Origin of the sequence: Streptomyces sp. NPDC014676 (assembly GCF_043084105.1) — a bacterium.
Lineage (GTDB): Bacteria > Actinomycetota > Actinomycetes > Streptomycetales > Streptomycetaceae > Streptomyces.
In genome coordinates this window covers 467,918-485,886 of the sequence record NZ_JBIBZI010000002.1, presented here as the reverse complement: position 1 = coordinate 485,886, position 17,969 = coordinate 467,918, and the positions used below count along the sequence as shown (strand labels likewise).

The 17,969-nt window shown below is 72.3% G+C and carries 14 protein-coding genes; 7 read left to right on the top strand and 7 right to left on the bottom strand.

The window, feature by feature from the left end; all coding sequences use genetic code 11:
• Window positions 1-86: 86 nt before the first annotated feature.
• A complete protein-coding gene (locus ACF1DX_RS06630; RefSeq protein ID WP_391790119.1) occupies window positions 87-824 on the top strand; it encodes a SigE family RNA polymerase sigma factor in 738 nt (245 codons plus the stop codon).
• Window positions 825-1,142: 318 nt separating this feature from the next.
• Here ACF1DX_RS06630 and ACF1DX_RS06625 read toward each other — a convergent pair whose 3' ends face one another.
• Window positions 1,143-1,859: a uridine kinase gene (locus tag ACF1DX_RS06625; protein ID WP_391790118.1), complete on the bottom strand. Its 717-nt coding sequence runs from the start codon at window positions 1,857-1,859 to the stop codon at window positions 1,143-1,145.
• 52 nt (window positions 1,860-1,911) lie between these two features.
• Here ACF1DX_RS06625 and ACF1DX_RS06620 point away from each other — a divergent pair, with 52 nt between their 5' ends.
• From ACF1DX_RS06620 to ACF1DX_RS06610, 3 genes are all read left to right on the top strand, one after another.
• Window positions 1,912-2,250 carry a hypothetical protein gene (locus ACF1DX_RS06620; protein WP_391790117.1) on the top strand — a complete coding sequence of 113 codons (339 nt, stop codon included), beginning with the start codon at window positions 1,912-1,914 and terminating at the stop codon, window positions 2,248-2,250.
• Window positions 2,251-2,780: 530 nt separating this feature from the next.
• A complete protein-coding gene (locus tag ACF1DX_RS06615; protein ID WP_391790116.1) occupies window positions 2,781-7,322 on the top strand; it encodes a DNRLRE domain-containing protein in 4,542 nt (1,513 codons plus the stop codon).
• Window position 7,323: 1 nt separating this feature from the next.
• Complete coding sequence (locus ACF1DX_RS06610; RefSeq protein ID WP_391790115.1) at window positions 7,324-7,773, top strand: hypothetical protein; 450 nt, start codon at window positions 7,324-7,326, stop codon at window positions 7,771-7,773.
• A gap of 315 nt (window positions 7,774-8,088) precedes the next feature.
• Here the strand turns inward: ACF1DX_RS06610 and ACF1DX_RS06605 are convergent, their stop codons facing one another.
• The 3 genes from ACF1DX_RS06605 to deoC are packed head-to-tail and all read right to left on the bottom strand — an operon-like array spanning window position 8,089 to window position 11,367.
• Window positions 8,089-8,979 carry an aldehyde dehydrogenase family protein gene (locus ACF1DX_RS06605; protein ID WP_391790114.1) on the bottom strand — a complete coding sequence of 297 codons (891 nt, stop codon included), beginning with the start codon at window positions 8,977-8,979 and terminating at the stop codon, window positions 8,089-8,091.
• Window positions 8,972-10,408, bottom strand: coding sequence for an aldehyde dehydrogenase family protein (locus tag ACF1DX_RS06600; RefSeq protein WP_391790113.1), 1,437 nt, complete (start codon window positions 10,406-10,408; stop codon window positions 8,972-8,974). Before ACF1DX_RS06600 ends, ACF1DX_RS06605 begins: the two co-directional genes overlap by 8 nt.
• A 5-nt stretch (window positions 10,409-10,413) precedes the next feature.
• A complete protein-coding gene (deoC, locus tag ACF1DX_RS06595; protein ID WP_391790112.1) occupies window positions 10,414-11,367 on the bottom strand; it encodes a deoxyribose-phosphate aldolase in 954 nt (317 codons plus the stop codon).
• A gap of 112 nt (window positions 11,368-11,479) precedes the next feature.
• On the opposite strand from deoC, the gene ACF1DX_RS06590 reads away from it, so the two are divergent.
• Window positions 11,480-12,154, top strand: coding sequence for a PH domain-containing protein (locus ACF1DX_RS06590; protein ID WP_391790111.1), 675 nt, complete (start codon window positions 11,480-11,482; stop codon window positions 12,152-12,154).
• 44 nt (window positions 12,155-12,198) lie between these two features.
• Here ACF1DX_RS06590 and ACF1DX_RS06585 read toward each other — a convergent pair whose 3' ends face one another.
• The 3 genes from ACF1DX_RS06585 to ACF1DX_RS06575 form a co-directional block, all read right to left on the bottom strand.
• Window positions 12,199-13,833: a phospho-sugar mutase gene (locus ACF1DX_RS06585; RefSeq protein WP_391790110.1), complete on the bottom strand. Its 1,635-nt coding sequence runs from the start codon at window positions 13,831-13,833 to the stop codon at window positions 12,199-12,201.
• 108 nt (window positions 13,834-13,941) lie between these two features.
• Complete coding sequence (locus ACF1DX_RS06580) at window positions 13,942-14,766, bottom strand: purine-nucleoside phosphorylase (RefSeq protein WP_217131615.1); 825 nt, start codon at window positions 14,764-14,766, stop codon at window positions 13,942-13,944.
• Window positions 14,767-14,855: 89 nt separating this feature from the next.
• Window positions 14,856-15,296, bottom strand: a complete 441-nt coding sequence (locus ACF1DX_RS06575) for a gamma-glutamylcyclotransferase (protein WP_391790109.1) — start codon at window positions 15,294-15,296, stop codon at window positions 14,856-14,858.
• Between the two features lie 86 nt (window positions 15,297-15,382).
• Between ACF1DX_RS06575 and ACF1DX_RS06570 the strand changes: the two genes are divergently transcribed.
• Complete coding sequence (locus tag ACF1DX_RS06570) at window positions 15,383-16,843, top strand: NAD(P)H-quinone dehydrogenase (protein WP_391790108.1); 1,461 nt, start codon at window positions 15,383-15,385, stop codon at window positions 16,841-16,843.
• Window positions 16,844-16,953: 110 nt separating this feature from the next.
• Window positions 16,954-17,895, top strand: a complete 942-nt coding sequence (locus ACF1DX_RS06565; RefSeq protein ID WP_391790107.1) for a DeoR/GlpR family DNA-binding transcription regulator — start codon at window positions 16,954-16,956, stop codon at window positions 17,893-17,895.
• Window positions 17,896-17,969 lie beyond the last annotated feature (74 nt).

Sequence of the window (17,969 nt, the reverse complement as noted above, 5' to 3'; positions counted from 1 at the left end):
ACGGCGATGAAGGTCCCCGGGCAAGCTTTTCGGCACAAGCACAACAGCACGGCAGAACACCGGAAGTCCACGACGGGGGGCGCGAGATGAACACGCTGCACGGCACCAGCACCAGCGCAGTGATCACGCGTCTGCACGACGTGCACCGGGGTTGTGAGAAGTCCGGTGCGGCGGGCATGCGGGGGTGCGCCCGCGGCACCGGGCGTCAGCACACCACGATCATGACGGTGGTTGACGCACCCACGGGGGACACGGACGGGGGGAACGCGTACAGGGAGGGCTCGGGGGAGCGCCGCTCGCTGTCGGAGGCGGAGTTCACCGCCTACGTCCAGGAGCGCCGCGCCTCCCTGTACGCCACCGCCTACCACCTGACCGGCGACCGCTTCGAGGCCGAGGACCTGCTGCAGAGCGCGCTGTTCTCGACCTACCGGGCGTGGGACCGGATCAGCGACAAGGCGGCCGTCGGCGGATACCTCCGCCGCACCATGACCAACCTGCACATCAGCGCGTGGCGCCGCCGCAAGCTGAACGAGTACCCGACCGAGGAACTGCCGGAGACGGCCGGTGACACGGACGCGATGCGCGGCACCGAGCTGCGCGCCGTGCTGTGGCAGGCGCTGGCCCGGCTGCCCGAGCTCCAGCGCACCATGCTGGTCCTGCGCTACTACGAGGGCCGCACGGACCCGGAGATCGCGGACATCCTCGGCATCAGTGTCGGCACGGTGAAGTCCAGCATCTGGCGGTCGCTCCGCCGGCTGCGCGAGGACGAGGTCCTCAGCTTCGGCCGTGACGAGGAGGACGCCTTCGGGGAGCTTGTCGCCTGAGGGTACGGGGGAGTCACGGGGATGCCGGGGGGCGTCGCCGTGACGAACGGGGGCGCGGGGATGTCGGGGGACGTCGCCGTGGCAAGTGGGGGAGCGCGGGGGCGTCGGGGGACGCCGCCGTGACGAACGGGGGACCGGAGGGGGGAAGCACGAGGGGGTCACGGGGGACCTCCGCGGATCCGGGGGGACCACGGGGGAGCACGAGGGATCCGGGGAGAACACGGGGGATCACGGGGGAGTGCGAAACAGCGGGACTGGAGGGCCGGGGGGCCCGCCCGGTCCCGCCTTTCGTATGTGCGCGGTGGTGTGGGCGTCCCGCTAGGCCGGGGTGCTCGTCCCCGTCGCCGTACGCCCGGCGACCGCCGCCCTCGCGAGGCGGCCCAGCGCCTCGTCCCGGTCGCATGCGTACGCGCCCAGCGCCGTCTGGCGGGCCACGATCGACCGCTCCAGCCGCATCAGCCGCCAGCCGCGGCGCAGCAGGAACGGCACCGACTTGCGGCCCTCCTTCAGGTCCCGCAGGAACCGCCGCCGGAACGTCCGCACCGGACCGCGGTTCAGGCACAGCGCGTCGGCCAGCAGGCCGAGTTCACGGCAGCGCTCGACGATCTCCGCGGCGAAGATGCCCTCGGCGATGAACAGCGGGGTCCCGCCGATGTCGACGGCCGTCTCGCCCGTACGGGCGCTCAGCGAGATGTCGTAGACGGGAACCGGCGTACGACGCGTGCGGCACAGCCGCTCGATCGCGGCGACGGCGGTGTCCGCGTCCCAGGAGCCGGGGTGGTCCCAGTCGATGTCCGTGCTGCCCGCCACGAGGGGGAGGGTCGGGTCGTCGCCCTCCTTGTAGAAGTCGTCGAGGCGCAGCACGGGAAGACCGGAACGGGCCGCGATGAGGGACTTGCCGGAGCCGGAGGGGCCGCAGAGCAGCACGACTCGCGCGGATATGGGCGACTGGGAACTCACGGGACACCAGTCTGAGGCATCAGCCGGGCGGCGTACGCCCCGCGGTACGGCTTTGAAGCGCGCGTCACACCTCAACTACTCTTCGCGTCGATCCGGTTACCCATCGAAGGCGACAGGTGGCAGAGCGATGGCCCGACACAAGGCCCCCAAGGCGCCGACCGTCCGACGTGCCCTGGCCGTCCTCGCGACCGCCTCGGTGGCGCTCGGGGCCGGCGCGGCGACGGCGGCGGCCGCGGACTCCGACTCGCTCCTCGACGACACCGGCCGGGCCGTGGGCACGGTCGCGGACCTCAAGCCCAATCCGCTGGCCGGCACGGGCGTGGACCCGCTCGACAACGGCGTCGGCACACAGGTCGCCGACTTCCGCGCGGTGGACTCGCGGGAGGTGACGGGGCCGGTCGCCCAGGCGCGGTCGGTCGGCGGCGTCCCGGTGGCGGGGCAGGCGACGGACGCGCTGAGGGGCTGACCCCTGCCGTCCGCTGCGCCCCTGGTCCGCCCTGCGGGCTCGGCGCGGCCTCGTGCGCCGGGCCCGATGGCCGCTCGCCCGGCCGTCCCGGCGTCGCGATGTGCCGCAGGGCGCCGGCATCCCCGTCACCGGGGGCATGCCCCACCGCGGTCGAGCCGCCGTCCCGCCGGGGGAGCGGCCGCGGCGTCCGCGGGTTCGGGATGCGACCGTGACGTCCTCGCGGCGCGTCAACCGCTCTACCGGCCGGCTCGGTTGGCGTGATGACAGGTCGAGCGGATCTGCCTCGGCCGGTTGGCGTCAACTTCGCCTCGCACGTGGTGACTTGTAAGGCAAGCCCTGCCCGGGCGCCCCGCCCGCTCGGCCGGAGCGGCATGTCTTTTTGTGGACATGTCATGCATGGGTATTAAGATCACCCAACCTTTGACCGAGATGGATGGGAAGGTTCCTCTGTGTACGACCGCACGCCGATCGCCCCGGTTCCCGGCCGACGAAGATCCCGCATCGGACGACGAGCCCTGACGGCAGGCCTGTTGGCCGCTCTCGTGTGCGCCCCGCTGCCCCTGCTCGGCGAGCCCGCGTCCGCCGAGGCCGCGGAGGCGGCAACCGGGGCGGCGACGACGGCACAGCAGACGTCCGGCGCGCGGAGCGAGATCGTCTCCGAGCGCACCGAGTCGACCACCACCTGGGCCAACGCCGACGGCACCACCACCGTCGAGGCGTACACCGGTCCGATCCGGGTCAAGCAGGCCGACGGCGGCTGGCGGCCCGTCGACACGACCCTCGTGGCCGAGGACGGCGTGGTGCGGCCGAAGAGCGCGGCCGCCGGCATCACCTTCTCCGGCGGCGGTGCGGACGAACCCCTCGCCGAGGTCTCCCGCGGCGGCCACACCCTCGGCCTCGACTGGGACGGCAGGCTTCCCGAACCCCGCCTGGACGGTTCGACCGCCGTCTACGAAGGCGCCGTCGAGGGCGGTGATGTCGTGGTGACCGCCCTGAAGGAGGGCTTCTCCCACTCCGTCGTCCTGCACGAGCGCCCCGACGGCCCGGTCAGTTACCGGCTGCCCGTCTCGGCCGACGACCTCACCCTGCACGAGACCGCCGACAAACGTCTGCGCTGGAACGACGGCAGCGGCCGTGCGGTGGCCACCGCACCGCTGCCGGTGATGTGGGGCTCGGACGAGAAGCACGCCTCCGGCGAGCCCGAGGATCTCGCGGCCATCGACGTCGCGATCGAGCGGGACGCGGACACCGGCGACCAGGTCCTGGTCCTGCGGCCCGACGCGGAGTTCCTCGCCGACCCCGAGCTGAAGTACCCGGTCACCATCGACCCGACCGACTCCCTGCTCGGCCCGGTGACCGACACCTGGGTCCAGTACGACGACTACCTCACCTCGCAGCGCGGCTCGACCGAGCTGAAGGCCGGCACGTACAACGGCACCGAGAAGGCCCGCTCGTATCTGAAGTTCGACGTGGCGAAGTACGCGGGCAAGCACATCCTCGACACCGACCTGCGCCTGTACTCGTACTACTCGTCCACGTGCAGCACCGGCAACTCCGGCAACCAGGTGCGCCGTATCACCTCGGCCTGGGACCCGTCGGCCCTCACCTGGGCCGAGCAGCCCACGACCACCACGACCGGCGCCGTGACCTCCACAGCGGCCAAGGGGTACAACTCCAACTGCCCGGCCGGGCACGTCTCCTGGGACATCGACGGCATCGTCCAGGCCTGGGCCGACGGTCAGCCCAACCACGGTGTGCGGATCGCGGCCGTCGACGAGACCGACCCGCTCACCTGGCGCCGCTACCACTCGGCGAACCAGACGGACGGTTCGCACAACGCCGCCTACGAGCCGTCCCTGACGGTCACCTACAACTCCAAGCCCGGTACCGCGGCAGCCGTTTCCCCGCTGACCGGTGCCTACATCTCCGACACCACACCCACGCTGTCCGCCAAGGCCACCGATGCCGACGCCCAGCAGCTCACGCTGACCTTCGAGGTGTGGACGGCGACCGGCACCGCGGCCCTGCAGTCCGGCACGTCAGCCGCCGTGGCCTCCGGAGCGGTGGCCACCCGCACGGCCACCGCACTGGCACCGGGTGACTACAAGTGGCGGGCCCGGGCGTCCGACGGCACCGACACCGGGGCCTGGTCGGCCTGGCGGACGTTCACCGTCGACACCACCGCGCCGTCCGCCCCCGCCATCACCTCCACCAGCCACCCCTCGGCGTCGGCCTGGTACAACGCCACCACCTTCGCGGGCACGCTCGCCGCGACGGACGCCTCCGGCGTGAGCGGGTACGCCGTCAAGCTCGACCAGAACCCGACGACCGCTGCCGGAACGACCGTCACACAGACGGCGGCCGACGTGAACTGGTCCGGGCGCACCGACGGAACGTGGTGGGTGCACGCGGCCGCCAAGGACAAGGCGGGTCTGTGGTCCTCGACCCAGCACCGCGGCTTCAACGTCGACACCACCGCCCCGGGCGCGCCCGGCGGTCTGGCCTCCTCCACGCATCCCGTGACGACCAGCGTCTACGCCGACCGCACCGCGACGTTCACCTGGTCCGCGCCCACCGACCTGTCCGGCATCGCCGGTTACGCGGTCAGTGTGGACCGCGTCACGGACACCCTGCCGGCCACCACCGGCACCGCGCAGACATCGACGAGGTTCACCACCACCGTCGACGCGGACGGCGCCTGGTACCTGCACGTCCGGGCCGAGGACCAGGCGGGCAACTGGTCCTCCACCGCCGCGCACCTGCCCTTCCGGGTCGACACGACGCTGCCGCCGAGCCCGGCGATCAGCTCGTCCACCCACCCCGACCAGACGGGCGCGTACAGGAGCGGTTCCTTCGAGGCGACCTGGACGGCGCCCTCCGGCGCCTCCGCCGGGTACAGCGTCGTCGTCGACTCCGCCTCCGACACCGTGCCCGACAGCACGGCCGAGACGACCGGCACGTCGTACGCGACGACCCGCGCCGAGGGCGTCTGGTACCTGCACGTGCGCGGCGTCGACGGCGACGGCACGGGCGGGGCGACCGCGCACCACCGCTTCACCGTCGACACCACCGCGCCCGGCGTCCCGGCCGTGACCTCCGCGTCCTACCCCGCGGACGCCTGGGCCGGCGGCGCGCAGGAGACCGGGACGTTCACGCTGACGCCCGACGGCGCCGACACCCGCGTCCTGACCTACCGCATCGACGGCGACACCGAGCGGAGCGTCACCACCAGCGGCGGTCCGGTGGCGCTGCCGGTCACCCCGGCCACCGAGGGCAGCCATCGGCTCGTCGTCACCGCGACCGACCGGGCCGGCAACGTCTCGGCCGGGGCCGAGCGCGTCTTTCACGTCGGACGGGCGGCCGTGACCGCGCCCGCCAACGGCGAAGTGCTCGCGGGGTCGGCCGATCTCGCGGTCAGCGCGCCGGCCTCGCTGACGGAGGTCACCTTCCTCCAGCGGGCGTCGTCCGCCGATCCGTGGCAGGTGATCCCGGCCTCCCAGGTCACCCGGGCCGATTCCACCACCGTCTCGTGGCCGGTGCCGCTCACCGGTGGCTCGGCCCCGAAGCTGGTGTGGGACACCTCGTCCCTGTCCGGCAGCGGCAGCCGGCAGATCGGCGCCCGCTTCAGCGGGCCGTACGACCCGCCGGGGGCCGAACCGGTCTCGGTGATCGTCGACCGGGTGGAGGTCATCGAGGACGGTGGGGGCGACGACGTCCAGGAGCCGGAACCCGCTCAGGCGTACGCCCTGGAACTGGCCGAGGAGCGCGCGGCGGAGAACCCCGACGCCTTCGCCCCGCCCTACGTCGATCCGGCGACGGGCGAACTGGTCGCGCCGGTCGTGGAGTCGGCCTCGGCCGACGAGGCGTCCGCACCGATCCGGGTGACGCAGGTTCCGGCCGACGAGGGCAGCGGAACGCCCGCCGAGGACACGGAGGACGACACCAAGCCCGACACCGGGACCACCGAGACGGAGACCCCCGTACCACCCGCCGACGGGGTCGCGGAGTCCACCGGCGAGGAGTCGTTCGACATGCCGGAGGACACCACGGAGACCACACCCGAGCCGGCCGGGCCGACGGTCACCGAGGAGGTCGCCCCGCGCACCGAAGTGGTGGAGCACAGCGTCACCGCGCTGGAGTCCGTGCGTGACGAGATCCTCCAGCTGCCGGAAGCGGAACTGCCCGGCGTGAGCGGGCTGCGCGTCGCGTCCGTGGACGCCGTGCGCAACCGAGTCGTCGTGGAGACCGAGACGGCCGCTCCGGCGCTGGTCGCGGCTCTGGGCGAGCGCTACGGCACCGACTCGGTGGCCGTACAGGTCACTCCCGGGGTGGACGCGCTGGACCCGCAGGCGAACCGCTACAACGACACCTCGCCCTACTACGGCGGGGCGCGTATCTACTCGCAGCTGACCATGAGTTCGGCCACGTGGTGCACGGCGGGCTTCAGCTGGAAGTACAACGGCAAGTGGTACGTGGTGACCGCGGGCCACTGCACCACCGGCAGCGGTGCCGTCCTGAACCCCAGCAAGAGCGACTACATCGGTCCGGTCGTCCGGGACAACTGGAAGAACGGCTCCGGCTCGGTGAAGCTGTCCGGCCAGAAGTACTACTCGGGTGACCTGGCGCTGTACCGGGTCGAAAGCGGCAGCTCCGCGTCGGCCCGGATCTACAAGGGCGGCAAGACGTCCAGCTCGTCGCGTCCCGTGCACGACTACTGGCGGCGCTGGGCACAAAGCGGTGACAAGGTCTGCACGGGCGGCATGATGACCGGCGAGAAGTGCGGCTGGAAGGTGACCGACACACAGGCGACCATCCGCTACTCGGGGGGTACGACGGCCAGGAACATGGTCGTGGCCAAGAAGACGTCCGGCTCCTGCACCATCAAGGGTGACTCCGGCGGCCCGGTGTACACCGTCGACGGCAGCGGGCGCGCCTTCGCCAAGGGGATCATCTCCGGCGGCGGAGGTGGCGGCGGCGACGACAGCGGCGGCCTCTTCGACCCGTGCTGGCTGTACTTCACCGACATCGGGCTGGCCAACAGCGCCTTCCCCGGCACCGTAGCGAGGTATTGACATGCGCCGAGCCCTGTTCGTCCCGCTGCTGGCGGTGGCTCTGACCGGATGCTCGGTCCTCGGCCGGGACACGCCGTGCACCGAGGCCGGCGCGGACTCGCAGGTGTCCGTCGTGTGGCGGCCCGCCGACTTCGGCGGGCCGGACGCGGCGAGACTCCGGCTGTGCGTGGACGGCGCCTGCGAGGAGCAGGCGTCGGGCAGTCCCGACGACCCGTTCATGTCGCTGGCGGTCCGTCTGCCCGACGACGTCGGCGCGAAGACCGTGGCGGTGCGGCTCGTCGTGACGTCCGCGAAGAGCGGTGACACGGTCGTCGAGGACAGCACCGGAGCCAAGCTGACGGAACAGCACCCCAACGGCACGTCCTGCCCGCCCACCGTCTGGACGGCGACGTTCCGTGCCCACCCCGCCGAGGGCCTCACCTCACCCAAGGGCATGAAGCTCCAGGGCTGAACCCCTGCGCGAGGCGCCTGTCCCCCGGTGACACCGGGGAACAGGCGCCTCGCGCCTCATCGGCGGCCGAGCGGGGGAGCCGGTCCGGGCAGCACCTGCGCCGTGACCGGCATGGGACACCGTCGCCGCAGCTCCGGCCCCGGACACTCCGCCACGGATCGTCGCCGCGCTCGCCGACTCGGCACGGCACGACCGTGTCCACGCACCCGCCGTCCCGCCGCCGCGCACTCTCCACGGGCAGCCGGGCCACCGCGTGCCCCGGCGCCCGTTCTCCCTTCGAGGAGGCTGGAGGGCCGGCAGTGCGGGGTGGGCCGGTCAGTAGGCGGAGCCCGACGCGCCCAGCGAGCCCGTCGGGTGCCAGACCGTCTTGGTCTCCAGGAACGCCGTCAGGCGGTCCGTGCCGGGCGTCGCCGACCAGTCGTCCACAGGCTGTGGACGCAGGACGCGCTTGAGGTTGTCCGCGGCCGCGATCTCCAGCTCCTTCGCCAGCGCCTCGTCGGCGCCCGCGAGGTCGATCGCGTTGACGTCCTGGTGCGCGGCGAGCGGGGCCGCGATCTCCGCCGTACGGCCGGAGAGGACGTTGACCACGCCGCCGGGGAGGTCGGAGGTGGCCAGCACCTCGCCGAGGGAGAGGGCGGGGAGGGGGGACTTCTCCGAGGCGATCACGACCGCCGTGTTGCCCGTCGCGATCACCGGGGCCACCACCGAGACCAGGCCCAGGAAGGACGACTCCTGGGGGGCCAGTACGGCGACCACGCCCGTCGGTTCGGGGGAGGACAGGTTGAAGTACGGGCCCGCGACCGGGTTGCCGCCGCCGACCACCTGGGCGATCTTGTCGGTCCAGCCCGCGTACCAGACCCAGCGGTCGATCGCCGCGTCGACCTGCGCCGCCGCCTTCGACTTCGACAGGCCCTCGGCGTCGGCGACCTCCGCGACGTACTGGTCGCGGCGGCCCTCCAGCATCTCCGCGATCCGGTACAGGATCTGGCCGCGGTTGTACGCCGTCGCGCCGGACCAGCCGCCGAACGCCTTGCGCGCGGCGACCACCGCGTCACGGGCGTCCTTGCGGGAGGAGAGCGGGGCGTTCGCCAGCCACTTGCCCTTTGCGTCGGTCACCTCGTACACCCGGCCGCTCTCGGAACGCGGGAACTTCCCGCCGACGTACAGCTTGTAGGTCTTCAGTACGGAAAGTCGTGCGTCAGACATCGAGGTACGCCTCCAGGCCGTGGCGGCCGCCCTCGCGGCCGAAGCCCGACTCCTTGTAGCCGCCGAACGGCGAGGTCGGGTCGAACTTGTTGAACGTGTTGGACCAGATCACGCCCGCGCGGAGCTTGTTCGCGACCGCCAGGATGCGCGAGCCCTTCTCCGTCCAGATGCCCGCCGACAGGCCGTACGGGGTGTTGTTGGCCTTGGCGACCGCCTCGTCCGGCGTGCGGAAGGTGAGGACGGACAGGACCGGGCCGAAGATCTCGTCGCGGGCGACCGTGTGCGCCTGGGTGACGTTCGTGAAGAGCGTCGGCGTGAACCAGTAGCCGGACGACGGCAGTTCGCAGGCCGGGGACCAGCGCTCGGCGCCCTCCGCCTCGCCCTGGTCGGCCAGCGCGGTGATCCGGGCCAGCTGCTCGGCGGAGTTGATCGCGCCGATGTCGGTGTTCTTGTCCAGCGGGTCGCCGAGGCGGAGCGTGGACAGGCGGCGCTTGAGGGAGTCGAGGAGCTCGTCGTGGACCGACTCCTGGACCAGCAGGCGGGAGCCCGCGCAGCAGACCTGGCCCTGGTTGAAGAAGATGCCGTTGACGATGCCCTCGACGGCCTGGTCGATGGGCGCGTCGTCGAAGACGATGTTGGCGCCCTTGCCGCCCAGTTCGAGGGTCAGCTTCTTGCGGGTGCCCGCGACCGTGCGCGCGATCTCCTTGCCGACGGCCGTGGAGCCCGTGAAGGCGACCTTGTTCACGTCCGGGTGGGCGATCAGCGCGGCGCCGGTGCGGCCGTCGCCGGTGACGATGTTGACGACGCCCTTGGGCAGGCCCGCCTGGCGGCAGATGTCCGCGAAGAAGAGCGCGGAGAGGGGGGTCGTCTCGGCGGGCTTCAGGACCACCGTGTTGCCGGTCGCGAGCGCCGGGGCGATCTTCCACGCCAGCATCAGCAGCGGGAAGTTCCAGGGGATGACCTGGCCCGCGACGCCCAGCGGCCGCGGGTTCGCGCCGTAGCCGGCGTGGTCGAGCTTGTCGGCCCAGCCCGCGTAGTAGAAGAAGTGCGCGGCGACCAGGGGGAGGTCCGCGTCGCGGGTCTCCCTGATCGGCTTGCCGTTGTCCAGGGTCTCGAGGACGGCGAGCTCGCGGCTGCGCTCCTGGACGATGCGGGCGATGCGGAAGAGGTACTTCGCGCGCTCGGAGCCGGGGAGCGCCGACCACTTCTCGAACGCCTTGCGGGCGGCCTTCACCGCGCGGTCGACGTCCGCCTCACCGGCCTCGGCGACCTCGGAGAGGACCTCCTCGGTGGAGGGGGAGACGGTCTTGAAGACCTTGCCGTCGGCGGCCTCGGTGAACTCGCCGTCGATGAACAGGCCGTACGACGGGGCGATGTCGACGACCGAGCGGGACTCGGGCGCCGGTGCGTACTCGAAAACGGGTGCCATGGTGATCAGTCCACCGTCACGTAGTCGGGGCCGGAGTAACGGCCGGTGGCCAGCTTCTGACGCTGCATCAGCAGGTCGTTCAGCAGCGAGGAGGCGCCGAAGCGGAACCAGTGGTTGTCCAGCCAGTCCTCGCCCGCGGTCTCGTTGACCAGGACCAGGAACTTGACGGCGTCCTTGGTCGTGCGGATGCCGCCGGCCGGCTTCACACCGACCTGGACGCCGGTCTGGGCGCGGAAGTCGCGGACCGCCTCCAGCATGAGGAGGGTGTTCGCGGGGGTCGCGTTGACGGCGACCTTGCCGGTCGAGGTCTTGATGAAGTCCGCCCCGGCCAGCATGCCGAGCCAGCTCGCCCGGCGGATGTTGTCGTACGTCGACAGCTCGCCGGTCTCGAAGATGACCTTGAGGCGGGCGCTCGTCCCGCAGGCCTCCTTCACGGCGGTGATCTCGTCGTACACCTTCAGGTAGTTCCCCGCGAGGAACGCCCCGCGGTCGATGACCATGTCGATCTCGTCGGCACCGGCGGCGACGGCCTCGCGGACGTCCGCCAGCTTCACGGCGATCGGGGCGCGGCCGGCCGGGAAGGCGGTGGCGACGGAGGCGACCTTGACGCCGGAGCCGGCGACGGCCTCCTTCGCCGTGGCCACCATGTCGGGGTAGACGCAGACCGCGGCCGTGGCGGGCGTGGTGCGGTCGGTCGGGTCGGGGCGGACCGCCTTCGCGCCGAGCGCCCGGACCTTGCCCGGGGTGTCCGCGCCTTCCAGCGTCGTCAGGTCGACCATCGAGATGGCGAGGTCGATGGCGTACGCCTTCGCGGTCGTCTTGATCGAACGGGTGCCGAGGGAGGCGGCGCGCGCCTCTAGGCCGACCGGGTCGACGCCGGGCAGCCCGTGGAGGAAGCGGCGCAGCGTGCCGTCGGACGCGGTGACGTCGCTGAGAGCGTGTGGTGCAGTGGTGGGCATGGTCACCAGACGAGCATATCTACGCGCGTAGCGGCTGTACAGCCCCGTGGGGGATCGCGTACGGCTTCCACCGCGTACGACGTCACCGGAGGCGTCGTGCAGAATCGGGAGCATGACGTCCCCCGAGCACCAGTCGCCCGACCCGGAGCCCGCGAAGCCGGCCGGGTCCGAGGCATCCCCGTACAAGGACCGCGTCCACCGCTCGCTCGCGGGCATCGTCGGCGGTGTGCTGCTGCTCGCCGTCGTCGGATGGCTCGGTGTCGACGCGGTGTTCGCCGGCGAGGGCCGCACCCCCTGGCTGGCCCTCGCCGCGATGCTCCTCCTCGTACCGCTGATCGTCGCCTACACCCTGCGTCCCGCCGTGTACGTGAACGACGACCGGCTGCGCGTCCGCAACCCGTTCCGCGTGATCGTGCTGCCCTGGGGACAGGTCGCCGCGCTGCGGTCCAGTTTCACCAACGAGGTCCTCACCGCGTCCGGCGCGAAGTACCAGCTGTGGGCCCTTCCGGTGTCGCTGCGGGCCCGCAGCAAGGCGAACCGGCAGGAGGCACGGGCCGCCGCGCAGGTGGTGCGCGAGGGCGGCGTCCGGCGCGGTGCGGGGGGCGCCGCCGAGGGGCCCCGGCGACACGAGAGCGACCGGGCGATGGACGACATGCGCGGGCTGCACGAGCGGCGGCAGGACGCCGAGGCCGCGCAGGGCGAGGTGACCGTGCGGTGGGCCTACGAGATCATGGCGCCCGCCGTCGCGGGGGCGGTGCTGCTGGCGGTGCTGCTGGCCATGGGGTGAGGGGGTGACGTGGGGCGGGTGGGCCCGCCCCACACCGGGTTCCCTCAGATGCCCGCTGCCTCGGAGAGGTCCTGCTTGATCCTCGCGAGGAGCGCCGTCGCCTTCGCGCGGGCCTCGGGCAGGCCGGCCCTCGTGGCGACCGGGACCACCACCTCCAGGTAGCACTTCAGCTTCGGTTCCGTGCCGCTGGGGCGGACGACGACCCTCGCGCCGTCCAGGGTGTAGCGGAGGCCGTCGGTGGGCGGGAGGGCCTTCGTGCCCCGGGTCAGGTCCTCGGCCTCGGTGATGCGCAGGCCGGCCAGCTCCGTGGGCGGCTGCTCGCGCAGGCGGCGCATCGCGGAGGCGATCAGGCCGAGGTCCTGTACACGGACCGAGAGCTGGTCGGTGGCGTGCAGACCGTGCTCGACGGCGAGGTCGTCGAGCAGGTCGAGGAGGGTGCGGCCCTCGGCCTTCAGTCCGGAGGCCAGTTCGGTGAGGAGGAGAGCTGCCGTGATGCCGTCCTTGTCGCGTACGCCGTCGGGGTCGACGCAGTAGCCGAGGGCCTCCTCGTAGCCGTAGCGCAGGCCCTCGGCGCGGGCGATCCACTTGAAGCCGGTGAGGGTCTCGGTGTGGCGGAGGCCGGCCTTCTCCGCGATGCGGCCGAGGAGGCTCGACGAGACGATCGACTCCGCGAAGGTGCCGGTCGCTCCGCGGCGGACCAGGTGGGCGGCGAGCAGGGCGCCGACCTCGTCGCCGCGCAGCATGCGCCAGTCCGCGCCGTCCTTGACGGCCGCGGCGCAGCGGTCGGCGTCGGGGTCGTTGGCGATGACCAGGTCGGGGCCGGTGCCGCGGGCCTTCGCGAAGGCCAGGTCCATCGCGCCGGGCTCCTCCGGGTTGGGGAACGCGACGGTCGGGAACTCCGGGTCGGGGTCGGCCTGCTCGGCGACGAGGACGGGCTCCGGGAAGCCGGCCCGTGCGAAGGCGGCGAGGAGGACGTCCTTGCCGACGCCGTGCATCGCCGTGTAGACGGTGCGGGCGGTGCGGGGGGAGTCCTTGGCCAGGACCGCGTCCGTGCGGGCGAGGTAGGCGTCCAGGACGGTGTCGTCGAGGATCTCCCAGCCCTCGGTGGGACGGGGGACCGTGGTGAGCGAGGCCACGGCCTCGATCTCGGCGGCGATCTCCGCGTCGGCCGGGGGGACGATCTGGGAGCCGTCGCCGAGGTACACCTTGTAGCCGTTGTCGCGGGGCGGGTTGTGGCTGGCGGTGACCTCCACTCCGGCGACGGCGCCGAGGTGCCGGATGGCGAAGGCGAGGACGGGGGTGGGGAGGGGGCGGTTCAGGACGGCCGCGCGCAGTCCGGCGCCGGTCATGACGGCGGCGGTGTCCTCGGCGAAGTCGCGGGACTTGTGGCGGGCGTCGTAGCCGATGACGACGAGGCCGTCGGTGTGGCCGTGCTTCCTCAGGTACGCGGCGAGGCCGGCGGCCGCGCGGATGACGACGGAGCGGTTCATGCGCATCGGGCCGGCGCCGAGCTCGCCCCGGAGGCCGGCGGTGCCGAACTGGAGGGTGCCGCCGAAGCGGGCGGCGATCCCGGCGTGGTCGCCGGCGTCGATGAGGTGGGCGAGTTCCTCGCGGGTGTCCGGGTCGGGGTCCTCGGCGAGCCACGCCTGGGCCTGTGCGATGAGGGCGTCGTCTTGCACGGTCGGTCGGCCTCTCTGAGTTCGTCGACTGTCAGGGTTGCATGCCTGTGGCGCCGGCCCCGCGCGAAACGGTGACGGCGCCACGTGAAACGGTGGCGGCGCCGCGCCCTACAGGCGTCCGAGCACCTGGGCCAGCAGGGACCCCATCCGCGTCGCGGAGTCCCGGCCCGCCTGGAGGACCTCCTCGTGGTTCAGCGGCTCGCCCGTCATCCCCGCGGCCAGGTTGGTGACCAGGGAGATACCCAGGACCTCCGCCCCCGCCTCACGCGCGGCGATGGCCTCGAGGACCGTGGACATGCCGACCAGGTCCGCCCCGATCACCCGGGCCATCCGGATCTCCGCCGGAGTCTCGTAGTGCGGCCCGGGGAACTGCGCGTAGACGCCCTCCTCCAGGGTCGGGTCGATCTCCTTGCACAGCGCCCGCAGCCGCGGCGAGTACAGATCCGTGAGGTCGACGAAGTTCGCGCCGACGATCGGGGAGGTCGCCGTGAGGTTGATGTGGTCGCTGATCAGGACCGGCTGGCCGGGGCGCATGCCCGCGCGCAGACCCCCGCAGCCGTTGGTCAGGACGATCGTCTTCGCCCCCGCGGCCACGGCCGTACGGACACCGTGGGCGACGGCCGCGACCCCGCGTCCCTCGTAGTAGTGCGTACGGCCCAGGAACACCAGGGCCCGCTTCGCACCGATGGCGTACGAGCGGATCTTGCCGCCGTGGCCCTCCACCGCCGGCGGCGGGAAGCCGGGCAGTTCGGTGACCGGGAACTCGGCCTCGGGCGTGCCGAGGGCGTCCACGGCCGGGGCCCAGCCGGAGCCCATCACGAGGGCGACGTCGTGGGTCTCGGCGCCGGTGAGTTCGCGCAGGCGCGCGGCGGCGGCGTCGGCTGCGGCGTACGGGTCGCCCTGGATGTCGTCCGGAAGAAGAGAAGCGTTCACGCGATGAGGGTAGCCGGTAATCGCCTACGCGCGTAGATGTCGGAGTGAACGGGTTGCCGATCGTTGTCTTGTCGTTTCCCCCGAGGAGGTCAGCAGGGACGCTTGCGGAGTTCCATCACATAGTCGTGGGGCGCGCCCGCGGACTCCGCCGCGTCGGCGATCTCGCCCAGGTAGCGGGCCGCGGGGAGGCCGCCCTCGTAACCGTTGAGGACGTACGTCCAGGCCGGCTCCTCGCCGTCCAGGGTGTGCACGCGCACCCGGGTGCGGCGGTAGAGGTCCAGGTCGCCCGCGCCCTCCCAGCGGTCCAGGGGCTCCTCGTCCATCGGGGCGATGTCGTAGAGGGCGACGAAGACCGCCGAGATCGGGTCCTCCACCAGCGTGGCCAGCGCACCCTCCCCGCCCATGTGCTCGCCCCCGAACGTCAGCCTCCACCCGTTCAGCCAGCCGGTGGCGCGCAGCGGCGAGTGCGGGGCGCGGCGGGACATCAGCCGCGCGTCGAGATGGGCGGCGTACGCGGCGTAGAGCGACATGGGGGAAGGGTACGGCAGCGGGAACGGGCGCCACCTTCGGTAACGGGGGAGCCACGGCCGAGGCCCCCGGGCGGTCGCACGGTGAAGTGTGCGGGACAATGGAGTACGTGACTCGGATCGTGATCATCGGTGGCGGACCCGGCGGATACGAAGCGGCGCTGGTCGCCGCACAGCTCGGCGCGGAGGTGACCGTCGTCGACTGCGACGGCCTGGGCGGGGCGTCGGTGCTCACCGACTGCGTGCCGTCCAAGACCCTGATCGCCACGGCCGAGGTGATGACCACCTTCGACTCCTCGTACGAGGAACTGGGCATCATCGTCGCCGACGACACCCCGCCCATGGAGCAGGCCGCCCGGGTGGTGGGCGTGGACCTCGGCAAGGTCAACCGGCGTGTGAAGCGGCTCGCGCTGGCCCAGTCCCACGACATCACCGCCTCGGTGACCCGGGCCGGCGCACGCGTGCTGCGCGGGCGGGGCCGGCTGGAGGGCATGCAGGCGCTCGACGGATCGCGGAAGGTCGTCGTCCGCGCCGCGGACGGGACCGAGGAGACGCTCACCGCCGACGCCGTACTGATCGCGACCGGCGGCCACCCGCGCGAGCTGCCGGACGCCCGCCCCGACGGCGAGCGGATCCTGAACTGGACCCAGGTGTACGACCTGGACGAGCTCCCCGAGGAGCTCATCGTGGTCGGATCGGGTGTCACGGGCGCCGAGTTCGCCGGTGCCTACCAGGCGCTCGGGTCGAAGGTGACGCTCGTGTCCTCGCGCGACCGGGTGCTGCCGGGCGAGGACCCGGACGCCGCCGCCGTGCTGGAGGACGTCTTCCGCCGTCGCGGGATGAACGTCATGGCGCGCTCGCGGGCCCAGTCCGCGAAGCGGGTCGGGGACCGGGTGGAGGTGACGCTCGCCGACGGCCGCGTCATCACCGGGTCGCACTGTCTGATGGCCGTGGGCGCCATCCCCAACTCCGAGGGCATGGGTCTGGAGGAGGCCGGAGTCAGGCTGCGCGAGTCCGGCCACATCTGGACCGACAAGGTCTCCCGGACGACGGCTCCCGGCGTCTACGCCGCCGGTGACGTCACCGGCGTCTTCGCGCTCGCCTCGGTGGCGGCGATGCAGGGCCGCATCGCCATGTACCACTTCCTGGGTGACGCGGTGGCCCCGCTGAACCTCAAGACGGTCTCGTCGAACGTCTTCACCGACCCCGAGATCGCCACCGTCGGCTACTCCCAGGCCGACGTCGACGCCGACAAGATCGACGCCCGCGTGGTGAAGCTGCCGCTGCTGCGCAACCCGCGCGCGAAGATGCAGGGCATCCGCGACGGCTTCGTCAAGATCTTCTGTCGCCCGGGCACCGGCATCGTGGTGGGCGGCGTGGTCGTCGCGCCGCGCGCCTCGGAACTCATCCATCCCATCTCGATCGCGGTCGACAACAATCTGACAGTGGAACAGATCGCGAACGCCTTCACGGTCTACCCCTCGCTGTCGGGCTCGATCGCCGAGGTGGCACGGCAGTTGCACACCCGGAAGGCCGGCGCGGAGGCCTGACGGTCCAAAACGACGGCCCTATACCACTTGGTGCAGGGCTGTGCGAACAACTTCTGCTATTCAGCGCAAACTGCTGAAAGCAGACGGTCGTCGGCGTTACTGTCAGTTTCGTGTTCGCTGCAGAACGTCGCCAATTGATCCTCGAAATGGTGCGAGCGAACGGGGCCGTGTCGCTCCGTGAGCTCGCCCGCGTCGTCCAGACCTCCGAAGTGACCGTACGGCGGGACGTGCGCGCGCTGGAGGCAGAAGGACTCCTCGACCGCCGGCACGGCGGTGCGGTACTGCCGGGCGGTTTCACGCGAGAATCCGGTTTTCCGCAGAAGTCACATCTCGCGACCGCCGAGAAGACCGCCATCGCCGACCTCGCCGCGAATTTGGTGGAAGAGGGCGAGGCCATCGTGGTCGGCGCGGGTACCACCACGCAGGAGCTGGCCCGCCGGCTGGCCCGGGTGCCCGGCCTCACGGTCGTCACCAACTCGCTGCTGGTCGCCCAGGCGTTGGCCCATGCCAACCGGGTGGAGGTGGTGATGACCGGCGGTACGCTCCGCGGCTCGAACTACGCCCTGGTGGGCAGTGGTGCCGAGCAGTCCCTGCAGGGGCTGCGGGTGTCCCGGGCGTTCCTCTCCGGGAGCGGCCTCACCGCCGAGCGCGGGCTGTCCACGTCCAACATGCTGTCGGCGTCGGTCGACCGGGCGCTGGTCCAGGCCGCGGCGGAGGTGGTGGTCCTCGCGGACCACACCAAGCTCGGTACGGACACGATGTTCCAGACGGTGCCCACGGATCTGATCACGCGGCTGGTGACCGATGAGCCGGCCGGACATGACGACCGGGCGGCAACCGAGTTGCAGGCGCTGGCCGATCAGGGCGTGCAGATCGCTGTCGCGGGGGCGGGGGGTGAGGGGGGCTCGACGGGGCGTCAGCGCCGGGACGTTCCTCTTCCCGGGCCGCGGCGGCAGGGGCCCGGCGGGCTGCGTACGGCTGTGGCGCTGGGGACGGCGGAGTCGGCCCAGGGGGCCGAGCGGGCGCGGGTGGCGGATCTGCGGAGGCGCTGACGGCCGGCTCGGGGGGTGCGTCGTGGGCGCCCTGCGCTTGCCGCGGGCCGGGGGTGCGCCGCCGGTGCCTTGCG

What these genes read in the sequence shown, in the direction of transcription:
- ACF1DX_RS06630 (WP_391790119.1), top strand. Translation starts at nt 87, where the DNA reads ATGAACACGCTGCACGGCACCAGCACCAGCGCAGTGATCACGCGTCTG.
- ACF1DX_RS06620 (WP_391790117.1), top strand. Translation starts at nt 1,912, where the DNA reads ATGGCCCGACACAAGGCCCCCAAGGCGCCGACCGTCCGACGTGCCCTG.
- ACF1DX_RS06610 (WP_391790115.1), top strand. Translation starts at nt 7,324, where the DNA reads ATGCGCCGAGCCCTGTTCGTCCCGCTGCTGGCGGTGGCTCTGACCGGA.
- ACF1DX_RS06605 (WP_391790114.1), bottom strand. Translation starts at nt 8,979, where the DNA reads ATGTCTGACGCACGACTTTCCGTACTGAAGACCTACAAGCTGTACGTC.
- ACF1DX_RS06600 (WP_391790113.1), bottom strand. Translation starts at nt 10,408, where the DNA reads ATGGCACCCGTTTTCGAGTACGCACCGGCGCCCGAGTCCCGCTCGGTC.
- deoC (WP_391790112.1), bottom strand. Translation starts at nt 11,367, where the DNA reads ATGCCCACCACTGCACCACACGCTCTCAGCGACGTCACCGCGTCCGAC.
- ACF1DX_RS06590 (WP_391790111.1), top strand. Translation starts at nt 11,480, where the DNA reads ATGACGTCCCCCGAGCACCAGTCGCCCGACCCGGAGCCCGCGAAGCCG.
- ACF1DX_RS06575 (WP_391790109.1), bottom strand. Translation starts at nt 15,296, where the DNA reads ATGTCGCTCTACGCCGCGTACGCCGCCCATCTCGACGCGCGGCTGATG.